The following is a 22,335-nucleotide window of genomic DNA, read 5'->3' as shown; positions in this document are numbered from 1 at the left end:
TTACAAAAAATTATACTCCGTTTGTGCTTAAATTTTAAGCATTCATAAGTTACAATTTATCTATTAAATACTAGAAAGAAGTAAAAATGAATTTAAAATTAAACTCACACAATATTAAGGCTATTAGTATAGTTTTACCCAAAAATCCACATACCTTAGAAAAAGAATTACAAGAATGCAATTTAAACCAGAAAAAATACGAACTTTTAAAGCAAAATACCGGTATAAATCATCATTTCATAAGCCCTAATAATATCTATGCAAGTGATTTAGCAAGCAAAGCACTAGAAAGCTTTTTAGAGAAAATTTGCTTTTAAAAGATGAGCTTGATGTACTTTTAGTTTATAGTTTTTCACCAGATTTTCTAGCCCCTGCACTTTCAAGTTTAATCCATAAAAATCTTGGTTTAAGTGAAAAAACTCTGTGTTTTGATAATATTGCTTTTTGCCCAGGATTTTTACAAGGCCTAATGCAAGCTTTTTCTTTACTAGATAATGAAAATATCAAAAAAATAGCTTTCATTTGCGTAAGTGTAAAAAGTAAAAAAATACCCAAAAAAGATAAAATCACCTACCTTAGTAATAGCGACAGTGCTAGTGTTATTTTGCTTGAAAAATCTAATACAAAAGAAAAAGCTTTTTTCTCGCAAAAAATCTTTTCCAAATTAGCCACAGAAGAAACTTTTCCTCTAAAATGCTTTAAAGAAGCAAATGATTTTATCGATATGGACAAAAATCTCACATTTTCTCACTTAAATGAAAATTTTCCTCGATTTTTTGATGATTTTTTTGATAATTTTAAACTTGATAAAAGCAAAATAGGCGAATTTTTCTTTGGAAGTGCAAATAATTTTATAAAAACTAAATTATTAGAACTCTTAAATTTCAAAGAAATTAAAAATGATGAAACTTTAAAAAATTATGGCGATGTTACGATAAATAAATTAGCCTTTGATTTGGCAAACTATGAATGGAGGAAGGGGGGCATAAAACAAGTTTTTATGGCTAGTTTTGGCACAGGAATTACCTTTAATGCCATGAGTTTGAAAATTGATTTTAGCAAAATTAAAAACTTTATCGAAATTATTGATTTTAATACTTGAAAAAATATACTATGTTTCAAGCGTAGATTTTATTTAAGCATAGGCTAAAACAATGCGGTGGAAAAATTAGAGTTATTTATCAACTCAAGCAACTCATTTGCCATCTTCAACAGAAAATTATTTTAAAGTCTTTTTCTATTATTGGTAGCACCTTTTTCACCAAGAGAAATTAACCACTTAAACAAATCATTATACAAAAATATTTCACTTTTTTTAAAAAAATCATAAATTTAATTTTTATATTAGGCAAGGAAATATCCATCTACAAAGCCCCTCCCTAGCAATCCTTTCTTAACTTTACTAACGATAATCTTAAACAATTTCAAGCTCAAATTTATCATCTTTATCTTTAAAAATAAATTGCTTGTCTTTGCAAGGATAAGTGATAGAATTTTTACTCATATCAAATTTTCTTCCTTGTAGTTTTTCAAGCATCAAAGGAAGTTCTTTTCTAAATAAAGCTTTATCAGTCATTCTAAGACCGTGCTCTAGACTTTTTATAAATCTACCATCTATATCATTTTCATCTTTTACCAAATACAAAGTCGCATCATATCCTAATTCCTGATAACACTTATAAAGTTCTATTTTATTTTGCACTGGAGCGCCCATATCTTGCATGCTGTGATAGCTTATAAAGATAGTATTATTGTTCATACTTGCTTGAATTTTGAGATGATTTGAGTTTAAAACAGCTCTAATTAAATAATTTTCATCACCAAAATAATAAGAAGAATTTATATTTCTAGTCCAATATTTTTGCACAAAACAATAAATTCTATTATTATCTCCTTCAAAAACAAATTCTCCTTGATTCATATCTCTTCCCAAAATATGTGCTAAAAATGGCAAGCAAACTCCCGAATTATCAATCACACCATCTACATGCCAAGGAGCTATCTTGGCTATCAGTAAAGATAAATATCCTCCATAAGATCCTCCCCCATAAATCTTTGGAAGGTTTTTAAAATTTGGAAATTTTTTTACAAGATCTTTTAAAACATTGATATGATCAATAGCTGCCATAATGCCATAGTTTTGATAATCTCCATTAGGTGGGATAAAATCACAAGAAAGTTCTATTTTTTGATTTTCATCAACCAAACCTGCTTGTTTCATTTCATTAACTTTTTGCTCTATAAGAGGAATAATTTGTTCAAAATTATCTTTATTAACCGATAAATGTCCTAAATTAATATTTTTTAAAATATCATTGATACGCTCTAAATCATCTTGATTGGGAATAAGCTTTGGATTATACTTTTGATCAATACTTTGTCTTGCACAAAAACAATGATAAAAAACATGTACCACTACAACATCAAAATTTTTAGCAATATATTCCCTATCAAAATCTAAAAAAGAAATATTTGCATTAGCTCCAAAACCACCCACTATAAAAACTATGGCTTTGATATCTTTTTCATCATCATAGCTAATGCGGTATTCAAGTTTGCTAGTTCTTTTTATATTTAATTCTACATCATCACAAGAATCAATTTCAAAGGTTTGATTTATGAGCATTATTCCACCCCATTTGCATTATTTTATTGTATTTTAAAGACAATTATACTTAAATTTTAGTAAAATAAAACACAAAAAACAAGGCTTAACTATGAAAAATCTTTGCATAATCCCTGCTCGTGGTGGATCAAAAAGAATTCCTAGAAAAAATATCATTGATTTTCTAGGTAAACCTTTAATCGCTTATAGCATAGAAAATGCTTTAAATTCAGGTATTTTTGATGAAATAGTACTTTCAAGCGACGATGAAGAAATCATAGAAGTAGCCTTAAAATACGGTGCAAAAGCTCCATTTGTGCGTGATAAAAATTTAAGCGATGATTATGCTTCAAGCACTGCTGCAGTGCAAAATGCCATAGAAATTTTACAAAGCCAAAATCAAATTTATGATCATGTCTGTTGTCTTTATGCTACTGCTCCGCTTTTAAATAAAAACATTTTAAAACAAGCTTATGAAAAATTTATACAAAATGAAAGCAAGTTTTTATTTGCCGCCACTGAGTTTGAGTATCCTATACAAAGGGCTTTTTATCTAAATGAGAATAATCAAGTTTATATGTTTGATGAAAAACATTATAAAAGTCGTTCACAAGACTTAACAAAAGCTTATCACGATGCAGGAGCTTTTTATTTTGGCACAAGTAAAGCTTGGCTTGAAGAAGATTTTATATTTAAACCTCATTCTAGTGTATTTGTATTGCCAAGAAATTTAGTTTGCGATATAGATACCATACAAGATTTAGAATTTGCAAAAATACTTTATAAGGTAAATCATGAAAGTGCTTTTTAGAAGCGATAGCTCCAGTCAAATAGGCTTTGGACACATTAAACGTGATCTAGTCTTAGCTAAACAATATAGCGATGTAAGTTTTGCTTGTTTGCCTTTAGAAGGCTCTTTGATCGATGAAATTCCTTATCCTGTTTATGAGCTTGATAGTGAAAGCATTTACGAACTTATCAATCTCATCAAAGAAGAAAAATTTGAACTTCTTATCATTGATCACTATGGCATCAGCGTAGATGATGAAAAACTGATCAAGCTTGAAACAGGGGTGAAAATTCTAAGCTTTGATGATGAAATAAAGCCTCATCATTGTGATATTTTACTCAATGTCAATGCCTATGCAAAAGCAAGTGATTATGAAGGTTTAGTGCCTTTTAAATGCGAAGTAAGATGTGGGTTTTCTTATGCTTTAATTAGAGATGAATTTTATAAAGAAAGCAAGATAGAAAGAGAGAAAATTTGGGATTATTTCATTTGCATAGGTGGCACAGATATCAAAAATCTTTCCATGCAAATTGCCTCTGATTTGCCTAAAAATAAAAAAATTGCAATCGCTACAAGCTCATCCAATAAAAATCTCAAAAAACTTGAAAAATTCATCCAAAATCATGAAAATGTAAAGCTCTTTATCGATGAAGAAATTTCAAAATTAATGAATGAAAGCACAAAGCTTATCATCAGTGCTAGTTCTTTAGTCAATGAAGCTTTGCTTTTAAAGGCTAATTTTAAAGCCGTTTGTGTCGCTAAAAATCAAGAAAAACTAGCCAATTGGCTAGTTCAAAAAGGCTATGAAGTGGAGTATAGACTTTGATAGGCTTAAAAGATTTCACTCATTTAAATGGAAACGAAATTTTGCTTATATGGCAATGGCGCAATGATGAAAAAATAAGCCAGTTTATGAAGACAAAATATATCGATTTTCAAGAGCATTTAAATTTCATTACTAGCTTGAAAAAAGATCAAAGTAAAAAATATTTTTTGGTTTTTAAAGATGATGGGGCTATTGGCGTGATTGATTTTATCAATATAATGCAAGATTCTTGCGAATTTGGACTTTATGCAAAGCCTGATTTAAAAGGCATAGGGCAAATTTTAATACAGGAAATCAAAAAATACGCCTTTGAAAATTTAAAAATAAAAGAATTAAAAGCTTGCGTTTTTAAGCAAAATAAAAAGGCTTTAGATTTATATTTAAAAAATGGTTTTTATATTAAAAATGAGGATAAGAATATGTTTTATGTAGAATTTATGGGGGGGGGTATAGTCAAATTTCAACCTAAACTTCTTATTATAAAAAGGCTAGCAGTATGAAAATAGCCATACTTACCTCGCCTAATCAATGGTTTATCCCTTATGCTAAAGAACTTAACCAGCAAATCAAAAATTCCAAGCTTTTTTACAATCATACAGAGATTTTTAATTTTGATATAGTATTTATACTTTCTTATCATAAAATCATAGATAAAAATTTTCTAAAACACAACAAACACAATATCGTCATCCATGCTTCAAATTTACCCCAAGGAAAAGGCTGGGCTCCACTTTTTCATCAAGTCATAGAAGGCAAAAATGAAATCGCCTTTTCGCTTTTTGAAGCAGACGATAAAGCCGATAATGGCGATATTTATTTACAAAAAAACCTTAAATTAAATGGCTTAGAATTATATGAAGAGCTAAGAGAGAAACAAGCTCGGTTTACTCTAGATATGTGTTTAGAATTTTTAGAACTTTATCCCGATATACAAGCAAAAAAACAAGTGGGCAAAGAAAGTTTTTATCCTAAAAGAAGTCCAAAAGATAGCGAGCTTGATATAAATAAAAGTTTAAATGAACAATTTAATCTCTTACGCATAGCTAGCAATGAAGATTTTCCAGCATTTTTTTACAAAGATGGTAAAAAATTTATACTCAAAATTTATCCAGATTCCATAGATAGATAAAGGTCTAAATAATTAGTATTTTATTTTTAAAAATTTTTAAAACAAAGCTCTATATATTTAAGCTTATAATTTTCTAAAAATAAAAATCTTAAAATTAAAAATTTTTCAAGAAAACTTGCAGGTTATCAATTTGCACAAAAATTTGGTTTTGGCGTTACCAAAGAAACAATCAAACATGATAAAAAAATTTTTATCATGCAATTAGTTTTTTTAAAAAAAGTCGATATAATGCAAAATAAGAACCATAAAAGGCAAAATCATGCAAATAGGAAATTTTAATACCGATGAAAAAGTTTTTATCATAGCAGAGCTGTCCGCAAATCACGCAGGAAGTCTTGAAATGGCACTTAAAAGCATAAAAGCAGCTAAAGAAGCAGGAGCAGATGCGATAAAAATTCAAACCTACACTCCAGATAGTCTCACGCTAGATTGCGATAAAGATGATTTTATCATCAAAGGGGGACTTTGGGATAAGCGCAAATTTTATGAGCTTTATGAAAGCGCTAAAACTCCTTATGAGTGGCATTCTCAAATTTTTGAAGCCGCACAGGATGCGGGTATACTTTGTTTTTCAAGTCCTTTTGCGAAAGAGGATATAGAGTTTTTAAAACGCTTTGATCCCATCGCCTATAAAATCGCCTCTTTTGAAGCAAATGATGAAAATTTCGTGCGTATGATCGCCAAAGAAAACAAGCCTACCATCGTTTCAACTGGTATTGCAAACGAAGAAGAGCTTTTTAAAATATGTGAAATTTTCAAAGAGGAAAAAAATCCTAATCTGATCTTTTTAAAATGCACTTCAGCTTACCCAGCACAAATTTCTGATATGAATTTAAAAGGTATTGCAAGTTTAAAAGAAAAATTTGGCGTTGAAGTAGGACTTAGTGATCATAGCTTTGGACACTTAGCTCCTGTTATGGCTGTTGCGCTTGGGGCTAGAGTGATAGAAAAACATTTTATGCTTGATAAAAATATAAAAAGCGAAGATAGTGAATTTAGTCTTGATTTTGATGAATTTAAAGCCATGGTGGAAGCAGTAAGAGAGGCTGAAAGTGCTTTGGGTGATGGCTCCTTAGCCTTAGATGAAAAAGGTCTTAAAAACCGCGTTTTTGCTAGAAGTTTATATGCAAGCAAAGACATCAAAAAAGATGAAATTTTTAGCGAAGAAAATGTAAAATCAGTGCGTCCTTCTTTTGGTCTTCATCCTAAATTTTACAAAGAACTTATAGGAAAAACTGCTACTAAAGATATAGAATTTGGCACAGCTTTAAAACAAGGAGATTTTCAATGAAAACCCTAGTAACAGGTGCAGATGGTTTTATAGGCTCTCATCTTTGTGAGAGTTTGGTTCAAAAAGGCTATAAAGTAAGAGCTTTAAGTCAATATAATTCTTTTAACTTTTGGGGACATTTGGAAAAAAGTCCTTATTTAAAGGATATGGAAGTTGTAAGTGGGGATTTAAGAGATAGCTTTTTTTGTGAAAAAATCACCCAAGGAATGGACGCTATTTTTCATCTTGGAGCTTTAATTGCCATTCCTTATTCTTACGAGGCACCGCAAAGTTATGTAGATACTAATGTAAAAGGTACTTTAAATATGCTAGAAGCTGCGAAGAAAAATGAAATTTCTCATTTTATACACACTTCTACAAGCGAAGTTTATGGCACTGCAAGATATGTGCCTATTGATGAAAAGCACCCTTTGCAACCTCAAAGCCCCTATTCTGCTAGTAAAATCGCAGCGGATATGATGGCGCTTAGTTATTATAATGCTTTTAATTTAAATGTAAATATTGCTCGCCCTTTCAATACCTATGGACCAAGACAAAGCGCAAGAGCCATTATACCCACTATCATAACACAAATTTTAAGTGGGACAAAAGAATTAAAACTTGGGAATTTAAGTCCGACAAGGGATTTAAACTTTGTCCTTGATACTTGCGAAGGCTTTATCTCGCTTTTGAAATTAAATCATTTTGGAGAAGTGTATAACATAGGCTCTGGGACTGAATACTCGATGCAAGAAGTGCTTGATCTTATACAAAAAATTCTAAATCAAAATGTAAAAATCATCCAAGATGAAAAAAGATTGCGCCCAAAAAATAGTGAGGTTTTTAGACTAAAATGCGATTCAAGCAAACTTCAAAATGCAACCCATTGGCAAAGCAAAATAAGTCTTGAAGAAGGCTTGAAACTAAGCATAGAATATTTTAGAGAAAATTTAGCAAGTTATAAAAGTGAAGTTTACAATGTTTGAAAATGAAATTGCTTTTATTAAAAAACTTTTCAATAAAGAAAAAATCGCCTTGCACGAACCTTGCTTTATCGGAAATGAAAAAAAATATCTCTTAGAATGCATTGATAGCGGTTTTGTTTCAAGCGTAGGTGAGTTTGTAGCGCGTTTTGAAGAAGCTTTAAAACAAAGAACAAAAGCTCGATTTGTTATCGCTACAAATACAGGCACCGCCGCACTTCATATCGCTTTACTTGCAAATGGTATTGATGAAAATTGTGAGGTGATTACCCAAAGTATTAGCTTTGTTGCAACGGCAAATGCTATTGCTTACACAGGAGCTAGGGCTATTTTTTTAGATATTGATGAAAATACTTTAAGTTTAGGCCCTAAAGCTTTACAAAATTTTTTAGAAAATCACAGCTATCAAAAAGATGGCTTTACTTACAATAAAATCACACATAAGCGCATCAAAGCTTGTGTTGTAATGCACACTTTTGGCCTTAGTGCTGACATAGAAAAGCTTTGCGAAATTTGTAAAAATTATAATATTTTTTTAATCGAAGATGCCGCCGAAGCTTTAGGAAGCACTTATAAAAACAAAGCTTTAGGTACTTTTGGAAAATGTGGAATTTTAAGTTTTAATGGAAACAAAATCATCACAGGTGGAAGTGGCGGAGCGATTTTATGCGATGATGAAAATTTGGCAAATCTTACAAAGCATTTAAGTACTACTGCTAAAATACCTCATCCTTATGAATACGATCATGATATCATAGGCTATAATTATAGACTGTGCAATATAAATGCCGCAATTTTACTTGCGGGACTTGAAAAGCTAGATTTCTTCCTAGAAAACAAAAGAGAATTGGCACAAATTTATAAGGAATTTTTTACAAATCATAAAGCTTGTAAATTTATAGATGAAAGAAAAAATTCAAAAAGCAATTTTTGGCTCAACGCTTTATGTTTTAAAGATGGAAATTTAAGAAATACATTTTTACAAGAATGTTTAGAAAACAATATTTTTGTGCGTCCTGTATGGAAAAGCTTACCTAGCCTTAAACCTTTTCAAACTTGGCAAAAAGATGAGCTTTTAAATACTCAAAAATTAGAAAAATGTTTGGTAAATTTACCTAGCAGTGTAAGATTAAACTAGGAATAATATATACCAATATTTTATAAGATATAAAAATATTGTATATGTAAACAAAAATTTTTATCAATAAAAAGCTTTAAAAACAGTATTTTAAACAGGAAAATAAAACACATATCTTATATATTACAAATATAAAATAAGAATATATTAAATTAATGTTCGATATAATCTAAACATTTTTTAAAAAAAATAATAAATAATTAAGGGGGAAACCAAATTGCTTTACTGTGATCATTGTGTCATGCCAAATACAAGGCCTGGTATAAAATTTTTCAAAGATGAAAAAGGTAAAAACATCTGTTCTGCTTGTATCAATCATAAAAACAAAGAAAAAATTGACTATAAAGCAAGATTTAAAGAGCTTGAAAATCTATGTGATAAATACCGCAGAATGAATGGTAAATTCGAATACGATTGTGCTATAGCTGTAAGCGGAGGCAAGGATTCACATTTTCAAGTGCATGTCATGAAAGAAAAACTTGGAATGAATCCTATTCTTTTTAGCGTTGAAGATAATTTTACCATGACACAAGCAGGCAAGAAAAATCTTAAAAATTTAAGCGAAACTTTTGGTTGTCATATCATTAGCTTAAAACCTGATATCAAAACTCAAAAAAAAGTTATGCTAAAAACCTTTGAAAAATATGGAAAACCTACTTGGTTTATTGATAGACTGATTTACAGCTATCCTTTTGCTATGGCTTTAAAATTTAATACACCTTTATTGGTTTATGGGGAAAATGTAAGTTATGAGTATGGGGGGGGGGACGACAAAGAAACGCCTAGTGCAAAAGCGATCTTTGAAAATGGGGTTGCAAGCGATTTAGATATAAATGAATTTATTGATGATGAAATAAAAGAGGAAAATCTTCAACTTTTCTTTAATCCAAGCGCTGATGATCTTAATAAACTTGATCCGATTTATCTTAGTTATTTTATAAAATGGAATTCTTACTCAAATTATATCTTTGCTAAAAGTCGTGGATTTAGTGATTTGCAAAATGAGTGGGATAGAAGTCATTGTGCTGAAAATTTTGACCAAATTGATACCATAGGATACATACTGCACGCTTGGATGAAATATCCAAAATTTGGTCATGCAATGGCAAGTGATTACGCATCTCGTTTTGTGCGTTATGGAATGATGAGTAGAGAAGAAGCTGTAAAAATCGTGAAAGAAAAAGATCATAAACTAGACAATAAATGTATTGAAGATTTTTGTAATTTTACAGGCATTAGCAAGACTACTTTTTGGAAAATTGTTGAAAAGCATTACAATCTTGAACTTTTTTACAAAAATGAATTCAATGAATTTAAACTTAAAAATCCATTAAAATAAAGGAAATAAAATGCAAAATTCACTTCAAACCTATACTCAAAAATATGATGAAAACAATTATGGACTTTTATATCCTGATTCTCATGTAATACGATTTTATGAAAGAATTTTAAAATACAAACTTGGCATTACAAGCGGAAATTTACTTGATTTTGGTTGTGGCAATGGGGTTCATTCTAAGTATTTTTTAGATAAGGGCTTTAAACCTTTTGGCATAGATATTGTGCCAAGTTTGCAAAAAAATTGGGATGCAAAAATCAAAATTTCAGGGGGGGGGGGATTGTAAAATCATAGAGCCAAATTCTAGTATCAAAGGGCTTTTTGATGAAAAAATGGATATTGTCTTTGCAAATCAAAGCCTTTATTATATCCCTAAAACAGAACTTAAACAAAATATCTTAGAATTTTATGAATGCTTAAATCAAGGTGGAATACTTTTTGCTACAATGATGAGTGAGAAAAATTACTATTTCTCTCATAGCGAAAAAGAAAATGAAAATGGATTGCGTAAGGTTAGTATACAGGGTCGCTTAAACGAAACAACCTACATTCATTTTGCTAAAAGTATTGATGAGTTGCAAGAACTTTTTAAGCCTTTTGAAGCCTTATTTTTGGGTGATTATGATCCTATTAATTTTTATAATTTTGAAGGCTCGGCTCATCATTTTATTTACATTGGTATAAAAAGATAAAAATTTTTTGCCTTTATTGAAGGCAAAATAAAGGTAAAAAAATGAAAAAAGCTTTAATCATAGCAGAAGCAGGGGTTAATCACAATGGTGATTTAAATTTGGCCAAAAAGCTGATCGAAGTTGCTGCCAAAAGTGGAGCTGATTTTGTTAAATTTCAAAGTTTCAAAGCCGAACTTTGCGTGAGTAAAAATGCTAAAAAAGCAGCTTATCAGCTAAAAACCACAGCTAAAGATGAAAGTCAATTAGAAATGATTAAAAAACTAGAGCTTGACTTTAATGCACACCAGCTTTTAATCTCTCATGCTAAACAATGTGGTATCGCTTTTCTTTCAACGGCTTTTGATTTAGAAAGTATTGAACTTTTAGATGATTTAGGACTTGAAGTTTTTAAAATTCCAAGCGGAGAAATCACAAATTTGCCCTATCTAAAAAAAATTGCAAAATTAAATAAAAAAATCATACTCTCCACAGGAATGTCAAATTTGGGCGAGATAGAAGCGGCTTTAGAAGTACTTTGCAAAGAAGGCACCCAAAGAGCAAATATCACCCTACTTCACTGCACTACCGAATACCCCGCACCCTTTAATGAGGTTAATTTAAAAGCTATGCAAACCTTAAAAAATGCTTTTAATCTTGATGTAGGCTATTCAGATCACACCAAAGGTATACATATTTCTTTGGCCGCTATCGCCTTAGGGGCAAGCGTGATAGAAAAGCATTTTACCTTAGATAAAAATATGTCAGGACCTGATCATAAAGCCTCTTTAGAACCTGATGAGCTTCAAGAACTTTGCACAAAAATTAGAGAAATCGAAAGTGCTTTAGGTGATGGCATAAAACAAGCAAGCAAAAGCGAAAGAAAAAATATCGAAATTGCAAGAAAAAGCCTAGTAGCTAAAAAGAAAATCAAAAAAGGAGAAATTTTTAGCGAAGAAAACCTTACCACAAAACGCCCTGCTAGTGGTATAAGTGCGATGCGTTATGATGAGTATTTGGGCAAAAAAGCCAGTAAAGATTATGAAGAAGATGAGCTAATCCATGAGTAAAAGAAAAATTTGCATAGTCAGCGCAACAAGGGCTGAGTGGTATCTTTTAAGAAATTTATGCCTTGAAATACAAAATGATAAGGACTTAGAGCTCCAAATTATCGCTACAGGAGCGCACTTAAGCCCCGAATTTGGACTAACTTATAAAGAAATAGAAAAAGAATTTAAAATCGCTAAAAAAATTCCTATTTTACTCGCAAGCGATGATAAAATAAGCCTTTGCAAAGCTATGGCTTTAGCAAATATTGGCTTTAGCGAAGCATTTGAAAGCTTAAAACCTGATATCGTAGTAATTTTAGGCGATCGTTATGAAATGTTAAGCGTGGCTAGTGTATGCTTGATGATGAATCTTCCCATAGCCCATCTTTGCGGCGGAGAGCTTACCTTAGGAGCCATTGATGATAGCATAAGACATAGCATTTCTAAAATGGCACATTTGCATTTTGTAAGCACTCAAACTTATAAAAATCGTCTTTTGCAACTTGGAGAAGAAAAAAATCGTGTATTTAATGTCGGATCTTTGGCAAGTACTATTATGAAAAATATCAATTTTTTGGATAAAAATGAGCTTGCAAAAGTCTTAGAATTTGACTTAGGACAAAATATTTATTTAATTACCTATCATCCTGTAACTTTAAATTTAAAAAATTCTAAAAAGGAAATCGATATTTTATTAAAAACTTTAGACGAGCTTAATAATGCAAGTTTGATTTTTACCAAAGCAAATGCAGATGAAAATGGGCTTTTGATCAATGAAATTTTAAAAGACTACTGCGAAAAAAATCCTAAAAAAGCTAAACTTTTTGACAATCTTGGCTCACAAAAATATCTTAGCATTATGAAAATAGCTAAAGCCATGATAGGAAATAGCTCAAGCGGTATAAGCGAAAGTCCTTTCTTTAAAACCCCTTGTATCAATATAGGATCAAGACAAAAAGGGCGTTTAAGAACTCAAAATATCATTGATTGTGAATTTGAAAATTTAGATCAAGCTTTTGAAAAGCTAGAAAGCAAAGATTTTAAACAAGCTTTACATCATTTTAAAAACCCTTACGAAAATGACAAAAATCCAAATATAATCATAAAAACTTGCCTAAAAAACGCGAATTTGGATACAATTTTACAAAAAAATTTCATTGATTTAAGGCAAAACCTTGGATATAAATAAACTCAAACTCACACCTGATTCTAGCATTGAAGAAGCCTTAAAAGTAGTAGGAAAAGAACGCGTTCGCCTTGGAATCATTGTCGATAAAAAGGATAAATTCTTAGGTGTCATCAGTGATTCAAATATCAGAAAAGCTTTGATAAAGGGTAAAAATTTACAAAGCAAAATCAAAGATATCTATACTAAAAATCCTATTACCATCAAAGAAAATACAAGCAAGAATGAACTTTTAAAACTAAGTGCAAAGACTGATATTTATGATTTTCCTGTGCTAAATGACAAAAAAGAAATCATTTCTATAAAATCCATTTCTTCCTTGTTAAACCGCCAAGTAAATTCAAATTTTGTCATCATAATGGCAGGTGGACTTGGAACCCGTTTAAAAGAATTGACCAAAGATACTCCAAAACCTATGCTAAAGGTTGGAAAAAAGCCTATTTTAGAAAGTATAGTGCAAAAATTAAAAGAGCAAAATTTTGAAAATTTTATCTTTTGTGTAAATTATAAAAAACAAATTATCGAGGATTATTTTAAAAAAGGTAAAAATTTTGGTGTAAAAATTTCTTATATCAAAGAGCGCAAAAAACTAGGTACAGCAGGGGCTTTAAGTCTTATCAAGCAAGATTTTAAAGAAAGCTTTATCGTAATGAATGCAGATATTTTAACCGAGCTCAATTTTAACGAGCTTTTAAAAGCACATAAAGATTCTAAAGCTTTAATGAGTGTGTGTGTAAGAGAATTTGAGCAGCAAATTCCTTTTGGGGTGATAGAACAAAATAAAGGCTTTATCACAAATATCACAGAAAAGCCGGTGCAAAAATTTTTAGTAAGTGCAGGAATTTATGTATGCGAGCCTGAAATGTTAGAACTTTTAAATAAAAACGAATACCTTGATATGCCAGAGCTTATTAAACTAGCGATGCAAAAAGGTAGAGTAAATACTTATTTAATCCATGATTATTGGATCGATATAGGAAGACTTGATGAGTTTGTCAAGGCAAATGAGGATTTTAAATGAAAGTTTTAATCATAGGCTTTGGGAGCATAGGAAAAAAACATTTTTTAGCCTTAAATGAACTGAGATTTTTAGTAGATGTGCTTTCAAAAAGCTATGAATTTTCGCATTTTGAAGGTAAAAACTTTAGACTTTTTAAGGATTTAGAAGAATTAAATTTACAAGATTATGACTTATTTATCATCGCAAATATCACTACAAGTCATTTTAAAACTCTTGAATTTTTAGATCAAAATGTAAAAGAAAAAATCATACTTGTGGAAAAACCTTTATTTCAAAAGGATATGGAGTTTATTCCTAGCAACAATAATCAAATTTATATTGCTTATCTTTTAAGATTTCATCCTATGATTCAAGATTTAAAACAACTCATCGATGAAAAAGAAGTTTATTTTGCTAAATTTATTTGCAATTCTTATTTGCCTAATTGGCGAAAACTTGATTATAGGCAAAATTATAGCGCCAAAAAAGAGCTAGGTGGTGGGGTAATGCTTGATTTATCCCATGAGATTGATTTGGCTTTTTATTTTTTTAAAGAACTTTCTTTAAAATTTTCTCAAAATTTAAAAATTTCAGAGCTTGAAATAACAAGTGATGATTTTACTTTTTTGGCATTGAGTGCGAAAAATACTTCAATTCATATCGAGCTTGATTATTTTTCAAAATTAACTCAAAGAAAAATTCTTTTTCACACCAAAGAAAATAGCTTTGAAGCCGATTTAGTTCATAATAAATTAAATATTTATGACAAAACTAACAATTTTAAAAGTAAAACTTATGAAAATGATACTTTTAAAACCTTACAAAATATGTATAAAGCGATCCTAGAAAAAGATCAAAATTTATGTACTTTAGGAGAAGCAAGGAGGGTTTTAAGATTGTGTGATAAGGCAAGAAATGAGTGAAATTTTATGCACAATTTGTGCAAGAGGTGGAAGCAAAGGTGTTAAAAATAAAAATATACGCAAGATTAACGATCTTGAGATGATAGCTTATAGCATTATCCAAGCTAAAAATTCAAAACTTTTTAAACATATCGTTATAAGCACAGATAGTGAGGAAATAGCCAAAATAGCGCTAAAATATGGCGGCGAAGTTTTTTTCAAAAGAGAAGCTCATCTAGCAAGCGATACAGCTGCTAAAATTCCTGTAATGCGTGATGCTTTGTTAAGAAGTGAAGAGTATTTTAAATGCCAATTTGACACCTTAATCGATCTTGACGCTTCAGCGCCGCTTAGATCTAGTGCTGATATCATAAAAGCTTTTGAAACATTTTGTCAAAATCAAAATGATAATCTAATCACCGCTGTTCCTGCTAGACGCAATCCTTATTTTAATCTAATCGAAGTGCAAGATGGAAAAGTTGTAAAATCCAAATCAGGAAATTTTACCACACGCCAAAGCGTACCTAAATGTTATGATATGAATGCAAGTATTTATATATTTAAAAGAGATTTTTTACTGCAAAATGATAGCGTTTTTGGTAAAAATACAGGGCTTTTTATCATGGATGAAAGCACTGCTTTTGATGTAGATAGCGAGCTTGATTTTAAAATAGTAGAATTTTTGATCAAAGAAAAAAACTTACAAGCAAAGGATTTTTAATGCTAGAAAATAAAATTATATTTGTAGCAGGAGCTTGTGGACGCATAGGCAAGGCGCTTTGTAAAAAGATATTGCAAAACAAAGGCATAGCCATTTTAGCCGATATCAATGAAAATCATTTATCTATATTAAAAACAGAACTCGAAAATGAGTTTAAAAAAGAGCTTTTAAGTCTTAGGCTTGATATTACTTCTAAAGAAAGCTTAAATTGTGCCATCGATCAAGCTTTTGAAAAATACTCTAAAATCGATAGCTTTGTAAATTCTAGCTATCCTGTAGGAAAAGATTGGGGCAAGATAGCTTATTATGAGGCTTCATATGAGCAAATTTGCGAAAGTTTAAATTTGCATTTGGGTGGATTTATCTTAGCTTCGCAAGAATTTGTGAAATTTTTTAAAAAACAAAGTTATGGCAATATCATCAATCTTAGCTCTATTATGGGGGTTTTTGCGCCTAAATTTGAAAATTATGAAAATACCACCATGCAAAGTTCTTTGGAATACAGCGTGATCAAAGCAGGAATTAATCATCTTGGTGCTTGGCTCGCAAAAGAGCTTTTTAATACAAACATTCGTGTAAATACCTTAGCAAGTGGTGGAATTTTAGATAATCAAGCTAATATTTTTTTAGAAAAATACCGCAAATGCTGCGCAAGTAAGGGCATGTTAGATGCAGAAGATATTTGCGGAACCTTGGTATTTTTACTCAGTGATGAGAGCAAATTTGTCACAGGACAAACCTTAGTTGTAGATGACGGATGGGGGCTCTAATGAATAATGAACTTTTTTTAAAAAATACCCAAGCGCTTTTTGAAGTAGACCAACCTTTAGCATATGCGTTAAGAATTTTAAAAAATATCGAAAATTATAATATAGATAAAAATAGTGATGGTTTAAATATAATCAATAAGCAAATGCAAAAAATATATGAAAATCCCAATCAAGAACTTTTAGATCAACTTGTCTATTTTCAAACTCACTATAAAAAATATCCTGTTTTATTTTTTTATGGTTTTGGAAATGGTATGCTTTATAAAACCTTGTGTGAGAATAAAAATCATAAACATATCATTGTCTTTGAAAACACCTTAGAGTTAATAGCTTTAGCTTTTAGTTTGTTTGATTTTAGTCAGGAAATAAAAAGTGAAAAATTAATCCTATTTTATACACCAAATATTACAACAGCACAACTTACTACACTTTTTACTCATCCAAATATTTATAATTGTCTCAAAATTTATAAATTGCACATACATTCTAATTTTTATCAACAATTATACAACCAAGAGATAAAAAATTTAAACACAAAACTAAGTGAAACTATTAAATTTATAGCTTTAAATTATGGAAATGATCCTAAAGATTCTTTAATAGGCATAAAACACACCTTAGAAAATCTTCCAAAAGTTTTAAACCATGGGATTTTTCAAGATTTTCTCAAAGAAAGAAGGGGTAAAGTTAAAAATGCTATCATAGTTTCGACAGGCCCAAGCCTAACCAAACAGCTTCCTTTATTAAAAAAATATGGTCATAAAATGACCATATTTTGTGCAGATTCTTCTTATGCGATACTTGCCAAAGCGGGTATCAAACCAGACTATGTTTTATCCTTAGAAAGAGTGCATTATACCAGTGAATTATTTAATAATGATTTTAAAGATTTTGATAAAGATATTTTATTTATTATAAGCTCTTTAACTCACAAAAATACTCTTCACTATCTTGAAAAAAACAATAGAACATATATGCTTGTACACCGTCCTCTAGAATCTGCAGGAATACTAAAGCTTGATAATTTTGGATATATAGGAGTTGGATATAGTGTAGCCAATATGGCTTATGAACTAGCAAGTGCTTTAAGACATGAAAATATCATTCTTATAGGTCAAGATTTAGCTTATGCTGAAGATGGAAGCTCTCATCCAAAAGATTATCTTTACCTAGAGCAAGCAGATAATACAGACAATACTACTACTTTAGCATATGGAAAAAATGGACTAGTAAAAACAACATTGACATGGAATTTATTCAGACAAACTTTTGAAAAAGACATATTTTGGACGAAAGAAAAATTAAATATCAACACCTATAATTGCACCGAAGGTGGAGCATATATAGAAGGCAGCATAGAAAAACCTTTTCTTTGGGCTTGTGAAAATTTATTAGATGAAAGCCTCAACAAACCTTTTTCTTTTCCAAAAAGTTTATCAAAAAAAGAGGCGAATGATAAGATCGATAAAATAAAAAAAATACTACAAAGTGCTATTTTGCAAGCAAATAAATTGATCAAAAGCACTCAAAAAGAACTTAATAAACTTAAATTTGAGTTAAATAGAGATGAAATTAATCTTCAAACCTTAGAAAAAATTCGAAAAAAATTACTTATCTCTTTTAAAGAATATAAAAAACTTAAATTGTTTAATGAGCTCAGTAGAGCTTTATATTTTCACAATGAATGTGAAATTGTAAAATATGAAGCTATGGATGATGAAAACCAAAAAAAATATCTATCTCACTTTTTAAAACTTCAGTATAATTGGTTTGCACAAGGACTTGGATATCTAGATACTCAAAACAAAATCATACAAGAAGCTTTACAAAATTGGCATTTTGACGATATAAAAGAATGAAAGAATACACAGGAAAAGAAATGAATTTTACCTCAAATCAACAAGAAATATTTAAGCAAAATATCAATGCTCTAGTTAACGAAATACTTAGAAAAAAATTACAAAAAATTAAAAATACTAAATTTGAACTTCTCTTGGGTAACGATAACCTAGATATCAATTTAAGAAATACAAAGGATAACACCCTTCTTTATATAAATACCATTGATGAATTAAACTCTATGTTAGAAATTTACAATGACAAATATTTACTTTATCCTGTGCTTTATTTCTATGGATTTGGAAATGGAATTTTATTTAAAGCCTTGCTTCAAAACAAACACCGCCAACATATAGTAATTTTTGAAAATGATATAGAAATTCTTTGGATAATGTTTCATCTTTTGGATTTTTCTTGTGAAATTAAAAAAAATAAAATTATTATATTTGATACCAATGAAATTAATATCAAAGATTATGAAATGTTAACCCTTACAAAACCATTTATATCCTTTTTAAGAATTTATTTTTTAGAACTTTCAAGTAGCTATTATGAAAAAATGAATAAAGATATCCAAAAAGTTAATAAAAATTTAATGGAATACTTTAAAAAAGCTATGATAGGCTATGGTAATGATCCGCTAGATGCTCTTCAAGGTATAGAACAATTTGTTCATAATCTTCCCAAAATGCTTACTCATTCTAGCTATAAGGAATTAATCAACAAAAGAAAAAATTTAAGCAAAACTGCTATCATTGTTTCAACAGGACCAAGTTTAATCAAACAACTACCTTTGCTTGAAAAATATCAAAATAAAGCCACGATTTTTTGTGCAGATTCTTCTTATCCTATTTTGGCTAAACATAACATAAAGCCTGATTATGTCTGCATGCTTGAAAGAACAAGTTTAACAGCCGAATTTTTTAATCATGATTTTAAGGATTTTGATAAAGATATAGTCTTTATATGCGCATCTTTGATACACCCTAATGCTATCGCTTATCTAGAAAAAAATAATAGAGAATATATACTCATATCAAGATTTTTATCTTTTGCTCTCTTTATTGCTTGTCATGATTATGGATATTTTGATCAAAGTCCTAGTGTCGCACATATGAGCTATATAATAGCGGCTAAGCTTTGTCATAAAAATATCATTTTTATAGGACAAGATTTAGCCTATGCAGAAAATGGGGATTCGCACCCTCAAGAATATCAAAACTCATCAACATTTGAAAGTAATATATATCAAAAAATAGAATGTCTAGGATATGGTGGTAAAAATTCTGTAAAAACGCATTCTATTTGGCTACTCTTTAAACAAATTATAGAACAACTTATTTTAGATTATCCATATATTAATACTTATAATTGCACAGAAGGCGGAGCATGGATAGAAGGAACTATAGAACAATCTTTTAAAACAACTTGTGATAAACTTCTGCTCGATGATTTAAACAAACCCTTTATTAAGCTTAAAAAACCAAATATTCAAAAACAAAATGAACTTATGCTCAAATCTTATGCAAAAATCTACAAAAGCATAAAACACTGTATAGAATTTAAAAAGCAGACTTTAGCTACTATTGAGGATATAGAATCTAGCTATACAACTTTAAATTATTTAAGCTTAGAAGAAAGTAAGGAAATTTTAGATATCTTGATTCAAATTATTGATAATTTTAAAACCAAACTAGAAAATGTTAATATGGTCGATTTTTATGAAATTTTAGGACCGCTTTTAATGCAATTTGAATTGAATCTTGCTAGGATTTATGTTTTAAATCCAAAAACTCTAGAAGATAGTTTTAATAAATCTGTATTATGGATCAAAGAACATTTAGAATTTATACATATGGTTTATGGACACATAGAAGCCCAAGAAAATGCTTTATTTAAAAATATCATACCATTAGAAGAAGAGCTGAAAAAAAGAGGGTTTAAAAAATATTTACAAAGGATAAAAAATGCAAACAAGTGATATTTTTAAAAAAAATTTAGATTCTATGAAAGGAAATGTATATAAGAAGTTAAAAGAAGAGCTAAAAAATTTTCAGGAGCTTAGAGACTTTTCTTTTACCATAGGAAAAGATTCTTTAAATATAAATCTGATTTGTAAAAAAAACCTAAAAAAAATTTACCAAGATCCAGTACAAGAACTTAATGAAAATTTAGTTTTTTATCAACAAAATTACTATAATCATCCTTTTTTATTTTTTTATGGATTAGGTAACGGAATTTTATATAAAGCACTATTAAAAAATCTAAACCATAAAAGGATTGTCATTATAGAAAAGGAACTAGAAATTATATTTATCGTTCTAAATTTCATTGATTTTAGTGAGTATTTGTTCAATGGGCGCATAGCTATAATATATTCTTCTGATTATAATAACAACACCGCAGAGCTTATTTTTTCATTGACAAATATTAATCTTTTTTTTAAAACATATCAAATCAACATTCACTCTGCTTTTTATGAAACATATCAAGAAGATATTAAAAAAATTAATAATATCAATCTTCAAACTATAAAATATCTTACTCTAAAAAAAGGGACAGACCCTTCAGATGCTATGTTAGGAATCGAACAGGCTATTTGGAATTTACCAGAAATGTTCAAGCATTATAGCTATAAAGAATTATTACAAAAAAGAAAGGGTTTAAATAAAAACGCCATCATTGTTTCTACAGGACCTTCGCTCACTAAGCAACTTCTTTTACTAAAACAATATGCCAACAAGGCTATTATATTTTGTGTGGACTCTTCTTATTCTATACTTGCTAAGCATAACATCAAGCCCGATTATGTATTATCTCTAGAAAGAATTCCTTTAACTTCAGAATTTTTTAATAATGATTTTGGAGAATTTGACAAAGACGTTTTGTTTATTTTACCAAGTTTAACTCACCCCAATTCAATCAAATACTTAAATAAATTTAAAAAAGATTACATGCTAATAGCTAGATATCTACCTTTTATGATTTCTTTAAACCTTAAAGATAATGGTTATATAGGAGGCGGTATGAGTGTGGCTCATGTAGCTTACGAATTAGCAATTTCATTAGAGTGTAAAAATATTATTTTAATAGGGCAAGATTTAGCTTATAATAAAGAAGGGAAATCCCATACAGATGACTATATAAACCTAACTTTGCACGAAAAGGATTTTGAACGAGATAAGGGTCGCTTTACCACTACAGCTTATGGTGGCAAGGGAACAGTTGAAAGTTCTGAAATTTGGACTTTATTTAGAAAAATATTTGAAAACTATGCAATCAATAATAAAAAATGCATTAAAATCTACAACTGTACTGAAGGTGGGGCAAGAATAGAGGGAACCATAGAAAAACCTTTTGAGGAAATATGCGAAGAAATACTTGAAAGCGAAATTAAAAAACCTTTAATAAAACTAAAAAAGAAGACAAAAAAAGAACAATTTGAACATATGCTCAAAAGCTATCAAAAAATCAAAAAAAATATACAACTTGCACTCAGTTTTCAAAAAGAATGCAAAAAAACTCTTAGAAAAATTCAAAAAATCACTCTTAAAAACGAATATATTAATATGGATGATATTGTAAAAGATATAGATAACATAAGAAACAAACTGAGCAACAAAAGATACTTTTTTTTACATGAAATTTTAGGACCTAGTCTATATCATGAAGAAAGTTTAATTGCCCCTATTTATATCCAAAGTGTTAACAATGAAAGCCAAAGACAAAATAAAATTCTATCTTGGATTTATGCTAACGAATCTTTAATTGAAACTATAATTGATCTCATAGAAAGTCAAAACATAAGAATTAAAAAAGCCATTATCCCTTTACAAGATGAATTAGAAAAAAGAAATTTAATCTAAAGAGCAAAAATTTGCTCTTTAGAAAAATTATTGTAAAAGTTTTAAGACATTTTGTTGCACAGCGTTAGCTTGGCTCATAGCATATGAACCCGACTGCGCAAGGATATTGTACTTAGAAAAATTTGCACTTTCTGCAGCGAAATCCACATCTCTTATGGTTGATTCTGCTGCTTTAACATTTACCTGGGTTACGGTAATATTATTTATCGTTACTTGGAGCTGATTTTGCACAGCACCTATATCTGCTCTGATTT

The 22,335-nt window shown here is 29.6% G+C and carries 21 protein-coding genes and 1 pseudogene; 20 read left to right on the top strand and 2 right to left on the bottom strand.

Annotated elements, in window-relative coordinates; translation table 11 throughout:
• Window positions 1–86 precede the first annotated feature (86 nt).
• Both FBF15_RS09605 and FBF15_RS02960 read left to right on the top strand, forming a co-directional pair.
• Window positions 87–317, top strand: a complete 231-nt coding sequence (locus tag FBF15_RS09605) for a hypothetical protein (RefSeq protein ID WP_242633114.1) — start codon at window positions 87–89, stop codon at window positions 315–317.
• Window positions 308–1,102 carry a 3-oxoacyl-ACP synthase gene (locus tag FBF15_RS02960; protein WP_233908857.1) on the top strand — a complete coding sequence of 265 codons (795 nt, stop codon included), beginning with the start codon at window positions 308–310 and terminating at the stop codon, window positions 1,100–1,102. Before FBF15_RS09605 ends, FBF15_RS02960 begins: the two co-directional genes overlap by 10 nt.
• A gap of 312 nt (window positions 1,103–1,414) precedes the next feature.
• On the opposite strand, the gene FBF15_RS02955 is transcribed toward FBF15_RS02960, so the two are convergent.
• Window positions 1,415–2,626 carry a DUF2920 family protein gene (locus FBF15_RS02955; protein WP_052773647.1) on the bottom strand — a complete coding sequence of 404 codons (1,212 nt, stop codon included), beginning with the start codon at window positions 2,624–2,626 and terminating at the stop codon, window positions 1,415–1,417.
• A gap of 91 nt (window positions 2,627–2,717) precedes the next feature.
• On the opposite strand from FBF15_RS02955, the gene pseF reads away from it, so the two are divergent.
• The 18 genes and pseudogenes from pseF (at window position 2,718) to FBF15_RS02865 (ending at window position 22,081) form a co-directional block, all read left to right on the top strand.
• Window positions 2,718–3,416 (top strand): pseudaminic acid cytidylyltransferase, encoded by a 699-nt coding sequence (pseF, locus tag FBF15_RS02950; protein ID WP_038816892.1) that lies wholly within the window; start codon window positions 2,718–2,720, stop codon window positions 3,414–3,416.
• On the top strand, window positions 3,400–4,221 hold the full coding sequence (pseG, locus tag FBF15_RS02945; protein ID WP_038816893.1) for a UDP-2,4-diacetamido-2,4,6-trideoxy-beta-L-altropyranose hydrolase: 822 nt from the start codon (window positions 3,400–3,402) through the stop codon (window positions 4,219–4,221). The genes pseF and pseG overlap by 17 nt, the downstream gene beginning before the upstream one ends.
• Complete coding sequence (gene pseH, locus FBF15_RS02940) at window positions 4,218–4,721, top strand: UDP-4-amino-4,6-dideoxy-N-acetyl-beta-L-altrosamine N-acetyltransferase (protein ID WP_050554044.1); 504 nt, start codon at window positions 4,218–4,220, stop codon at window positions 4,719–4,721. Before pseG ends, pseH begins: the two co-directional genes overlap by 4 nt.
• Window positions 4,718–5,350, top strand: coding sequence for a formyltransferase family protein (locus FBF15_RS02935; RefSeq protein ID WP_038816894.1), 633 nt, complete (start codon window positions 4,718–4,720; stop codon window positions 5,348–5,350). Before pseH ends, FBF15_RS02935 begins: the two co-directional genes overlap by 4 nt.
• 259 nt (window positions 5,351–5,609) lie before the next feature.
• Window positions 5,610–6,641, top strand: a complete 1,032-nt coding sequence (gene pseI, locus FBF15_RS02930; protein WP_165434552.1) for a pseudaminic acid synthase — start codon at window positions 5,610–5,612, stop codon at window positions 6,639–6,641.
• Window positions 6,638–7,606 carry a 4,6-dehydratase LegB gene (legB, locus tag FBF15_RS02925; RefSeq protein ID WP_165434551.1) on the top strand — a complete coding sequence of 323 codons (969 nt, stop codon included), beginning with the start codon at window positions 6,638–6,640 and terminating at the stop codon, window positions 7,604–7,606. Before pseI ends, legB begins: the two co-directional genes overlap by 4 nt.
• On the top strand, window positions 7,599–8,741 hold the full coding sequence (locus tag FBF15_RS02920; protein ID WP_038816897.1) for a LegC family aminotransferase: 1,143 nt from the start codon (window positions 7,599–7,601) through the stop codon (window positions 8,739–8,741). Before legB ends, FBF15_RS02920 begins: the two co-directional genes overlap by 8 nt.
• 217 nt (window positions 8,742–8,958) lie before the next feature.
• The gene (locus tag FBF15_RS02915) at window positions 8,959–10,080 is read left to right on the top strand and encodes an N-acetyl sugar amidotransferase (protein WP_052774585.1); all 1,122 of its coding nucleotides are present in this window, start codon (window positions 8,959–8,961) and stop codon (window positions 10,078–10,080) included.
• 10 nt (window positions 10,081–10,090) lie between these two features.
• A pseudogene (locus FBF15_RS02910) lies at window positions 10,091–10,772 on the top strand (methyltransferase domain-containing protein).
• Window positions 10,773–10,813: 41 nt separating this feature from the next.
• Entirely contained in the window at window positions 10,814–11,818 is a 1,005-nt protein-coding gene (legI, locus tag FBF15_RS02905) for a N,N'-diacetyllegionaminate synthase (protein WP_002838713.1), read from the top strand.
• Window positions 11,811–12,986 carry a GDP-N,N'-diacetylbacillosamine 2-epimerase (hydrolyzing) gene (gene legG, locus FBF15_RS02900; protein ID WP_002838716.1) on the top strand — a complete coding sequence of 392 codons (1,176 nt, stop codon included), beginning with the start codon at window positions 11,811–11,813 and terminating at the stop codon, window positions 12,984–12,986. Before legI ends, legG begins: the two co-directional genes overlap by 8 nt.
• Window positions 12,973–14,004 (top strand): nucleotidyltransferase family protein, encoded by a 1,032-nt coding sequence (locus tag FBF15_RS02895; protein WP_038816616.1) that lies wholly within the window; start codon window positions 12,973–12,975, stop codon window positions 14,002–14,004. The genes legG and FBF15_RS02895 overlap by 14 nt, the downstream gene beginning before the upstream one ends.
• The gene (locus tag FBF15_RS02890) at window positions 14,001–14,906 is read left to right on the top strand and encodes a Gfo/Idh/MocA family oxidoreductase (protein ID WP_038816617.1); all 906 of its coding nucleotides are present in this window, start codon (window positions 14,001–14,003) and stop codon (window positions 14,904–14,906) included. The genes FBF15_RS02895 and FBF15_RS02890 overlap by 4 nt, the downstream gene beginning before the upstream one ends.
• Window positions 14,899–15,606, top strand: coding sequence for a CMP-N,N'-diacetyllegionaminic acid synthase (legF, locus tag FBF15_RS02885; protein WP_002838724.1), 708 nt, complete (start codon window positions 14,899–14,901; stop codon window positions 15,604–15,606). The genes FBF15_RS02890 and legF overlap by 8 nt, the downstream gene beginning before the upstream one ends.
• Window positions 15,606–16,376 carry an oxidoreductase gene (locus tag FBF15_RS02880; protein WP_038816618.1) on the top strand — a complete coding sequence of 257 codons (771 nt, stop codon included), beginning with the start codon at window positions 15,606–15,608 and terminating at the stop codon, window positions 16,374–16,376. The genes legF and FBF15_RS02880 overlap by 1 nt, the downstream gene beginning before the upstream one ends.
• Complete coding sequence (locus FBF15_RS02875) at window positions 16,376–18,235, top strand: motility associated factor glycosyltransferase family protein (RefSeq protein ID WP_052773648.1); 1,860 nt, start codon at window positions 16,376–16,378, stop codon at window positions 18,233–18,235. Before FBF15_RS02880 ends, FBF15_RS02875 begins: the two co-directional genes overlap by 1 nt.
• A gap of 20 nt (window positions 18,236–18,255) precedes the next feature.
• Window positions 18,256–20,196, top strand: coding sequence for a motility associated factor glycosyltransferase family protein (locus FBF15_RS02870; RefSeq protein WP_052773649.1), 1,941 nt, complete (start codon window positions 18,256–18,258; stop codon window positions 20,194–20,196).
• Window positions 20,183–22,081, top strand: a complete 1,899-nt coding sequence (locus FBF15_RS02865) for a motility associated factor glycosyltransferase family protein (RefSeq protein ID WP_002838825.1) — start codon at window positions 20,183–20,185, stop codon at window positions 22,079–22,081. The genes FBF15_RS02870 and FBF15_RS02865 overlap by 14 nt, the downstream gene beginning before the upstream one ends.
• A 27-nt stretch (window positions 22,082–22,108) precedes the next feature.
• Here FBF15_RS02865 and FBF15_RS02860 read toward each other — a convergent pair.
• Window positions 22,109–22,335: flagellin (locus tag FBF15_RS02860; RefSeq protein WP_057098369.1), on the bottom strand; the 227-nt coding region annotated here is incomplete at its 5' end.

Origin of the sequence: Campylobacter sp. CFSAN093233, from assembly GCF_011068165.1 — a bacterium.
GTDB classification, from domain to species: domain Bacteria; phylum Campylobacterota; class Campylobacteria; order Campylobacterales; family Campylobacteraceae; genus Campylobacter_D; species Campylobacter_D jejuni.
Note: the sequence above shows the minus strand (reverse complement) of the source record. Positions and strands in the feature narration are given on the sequence as shown.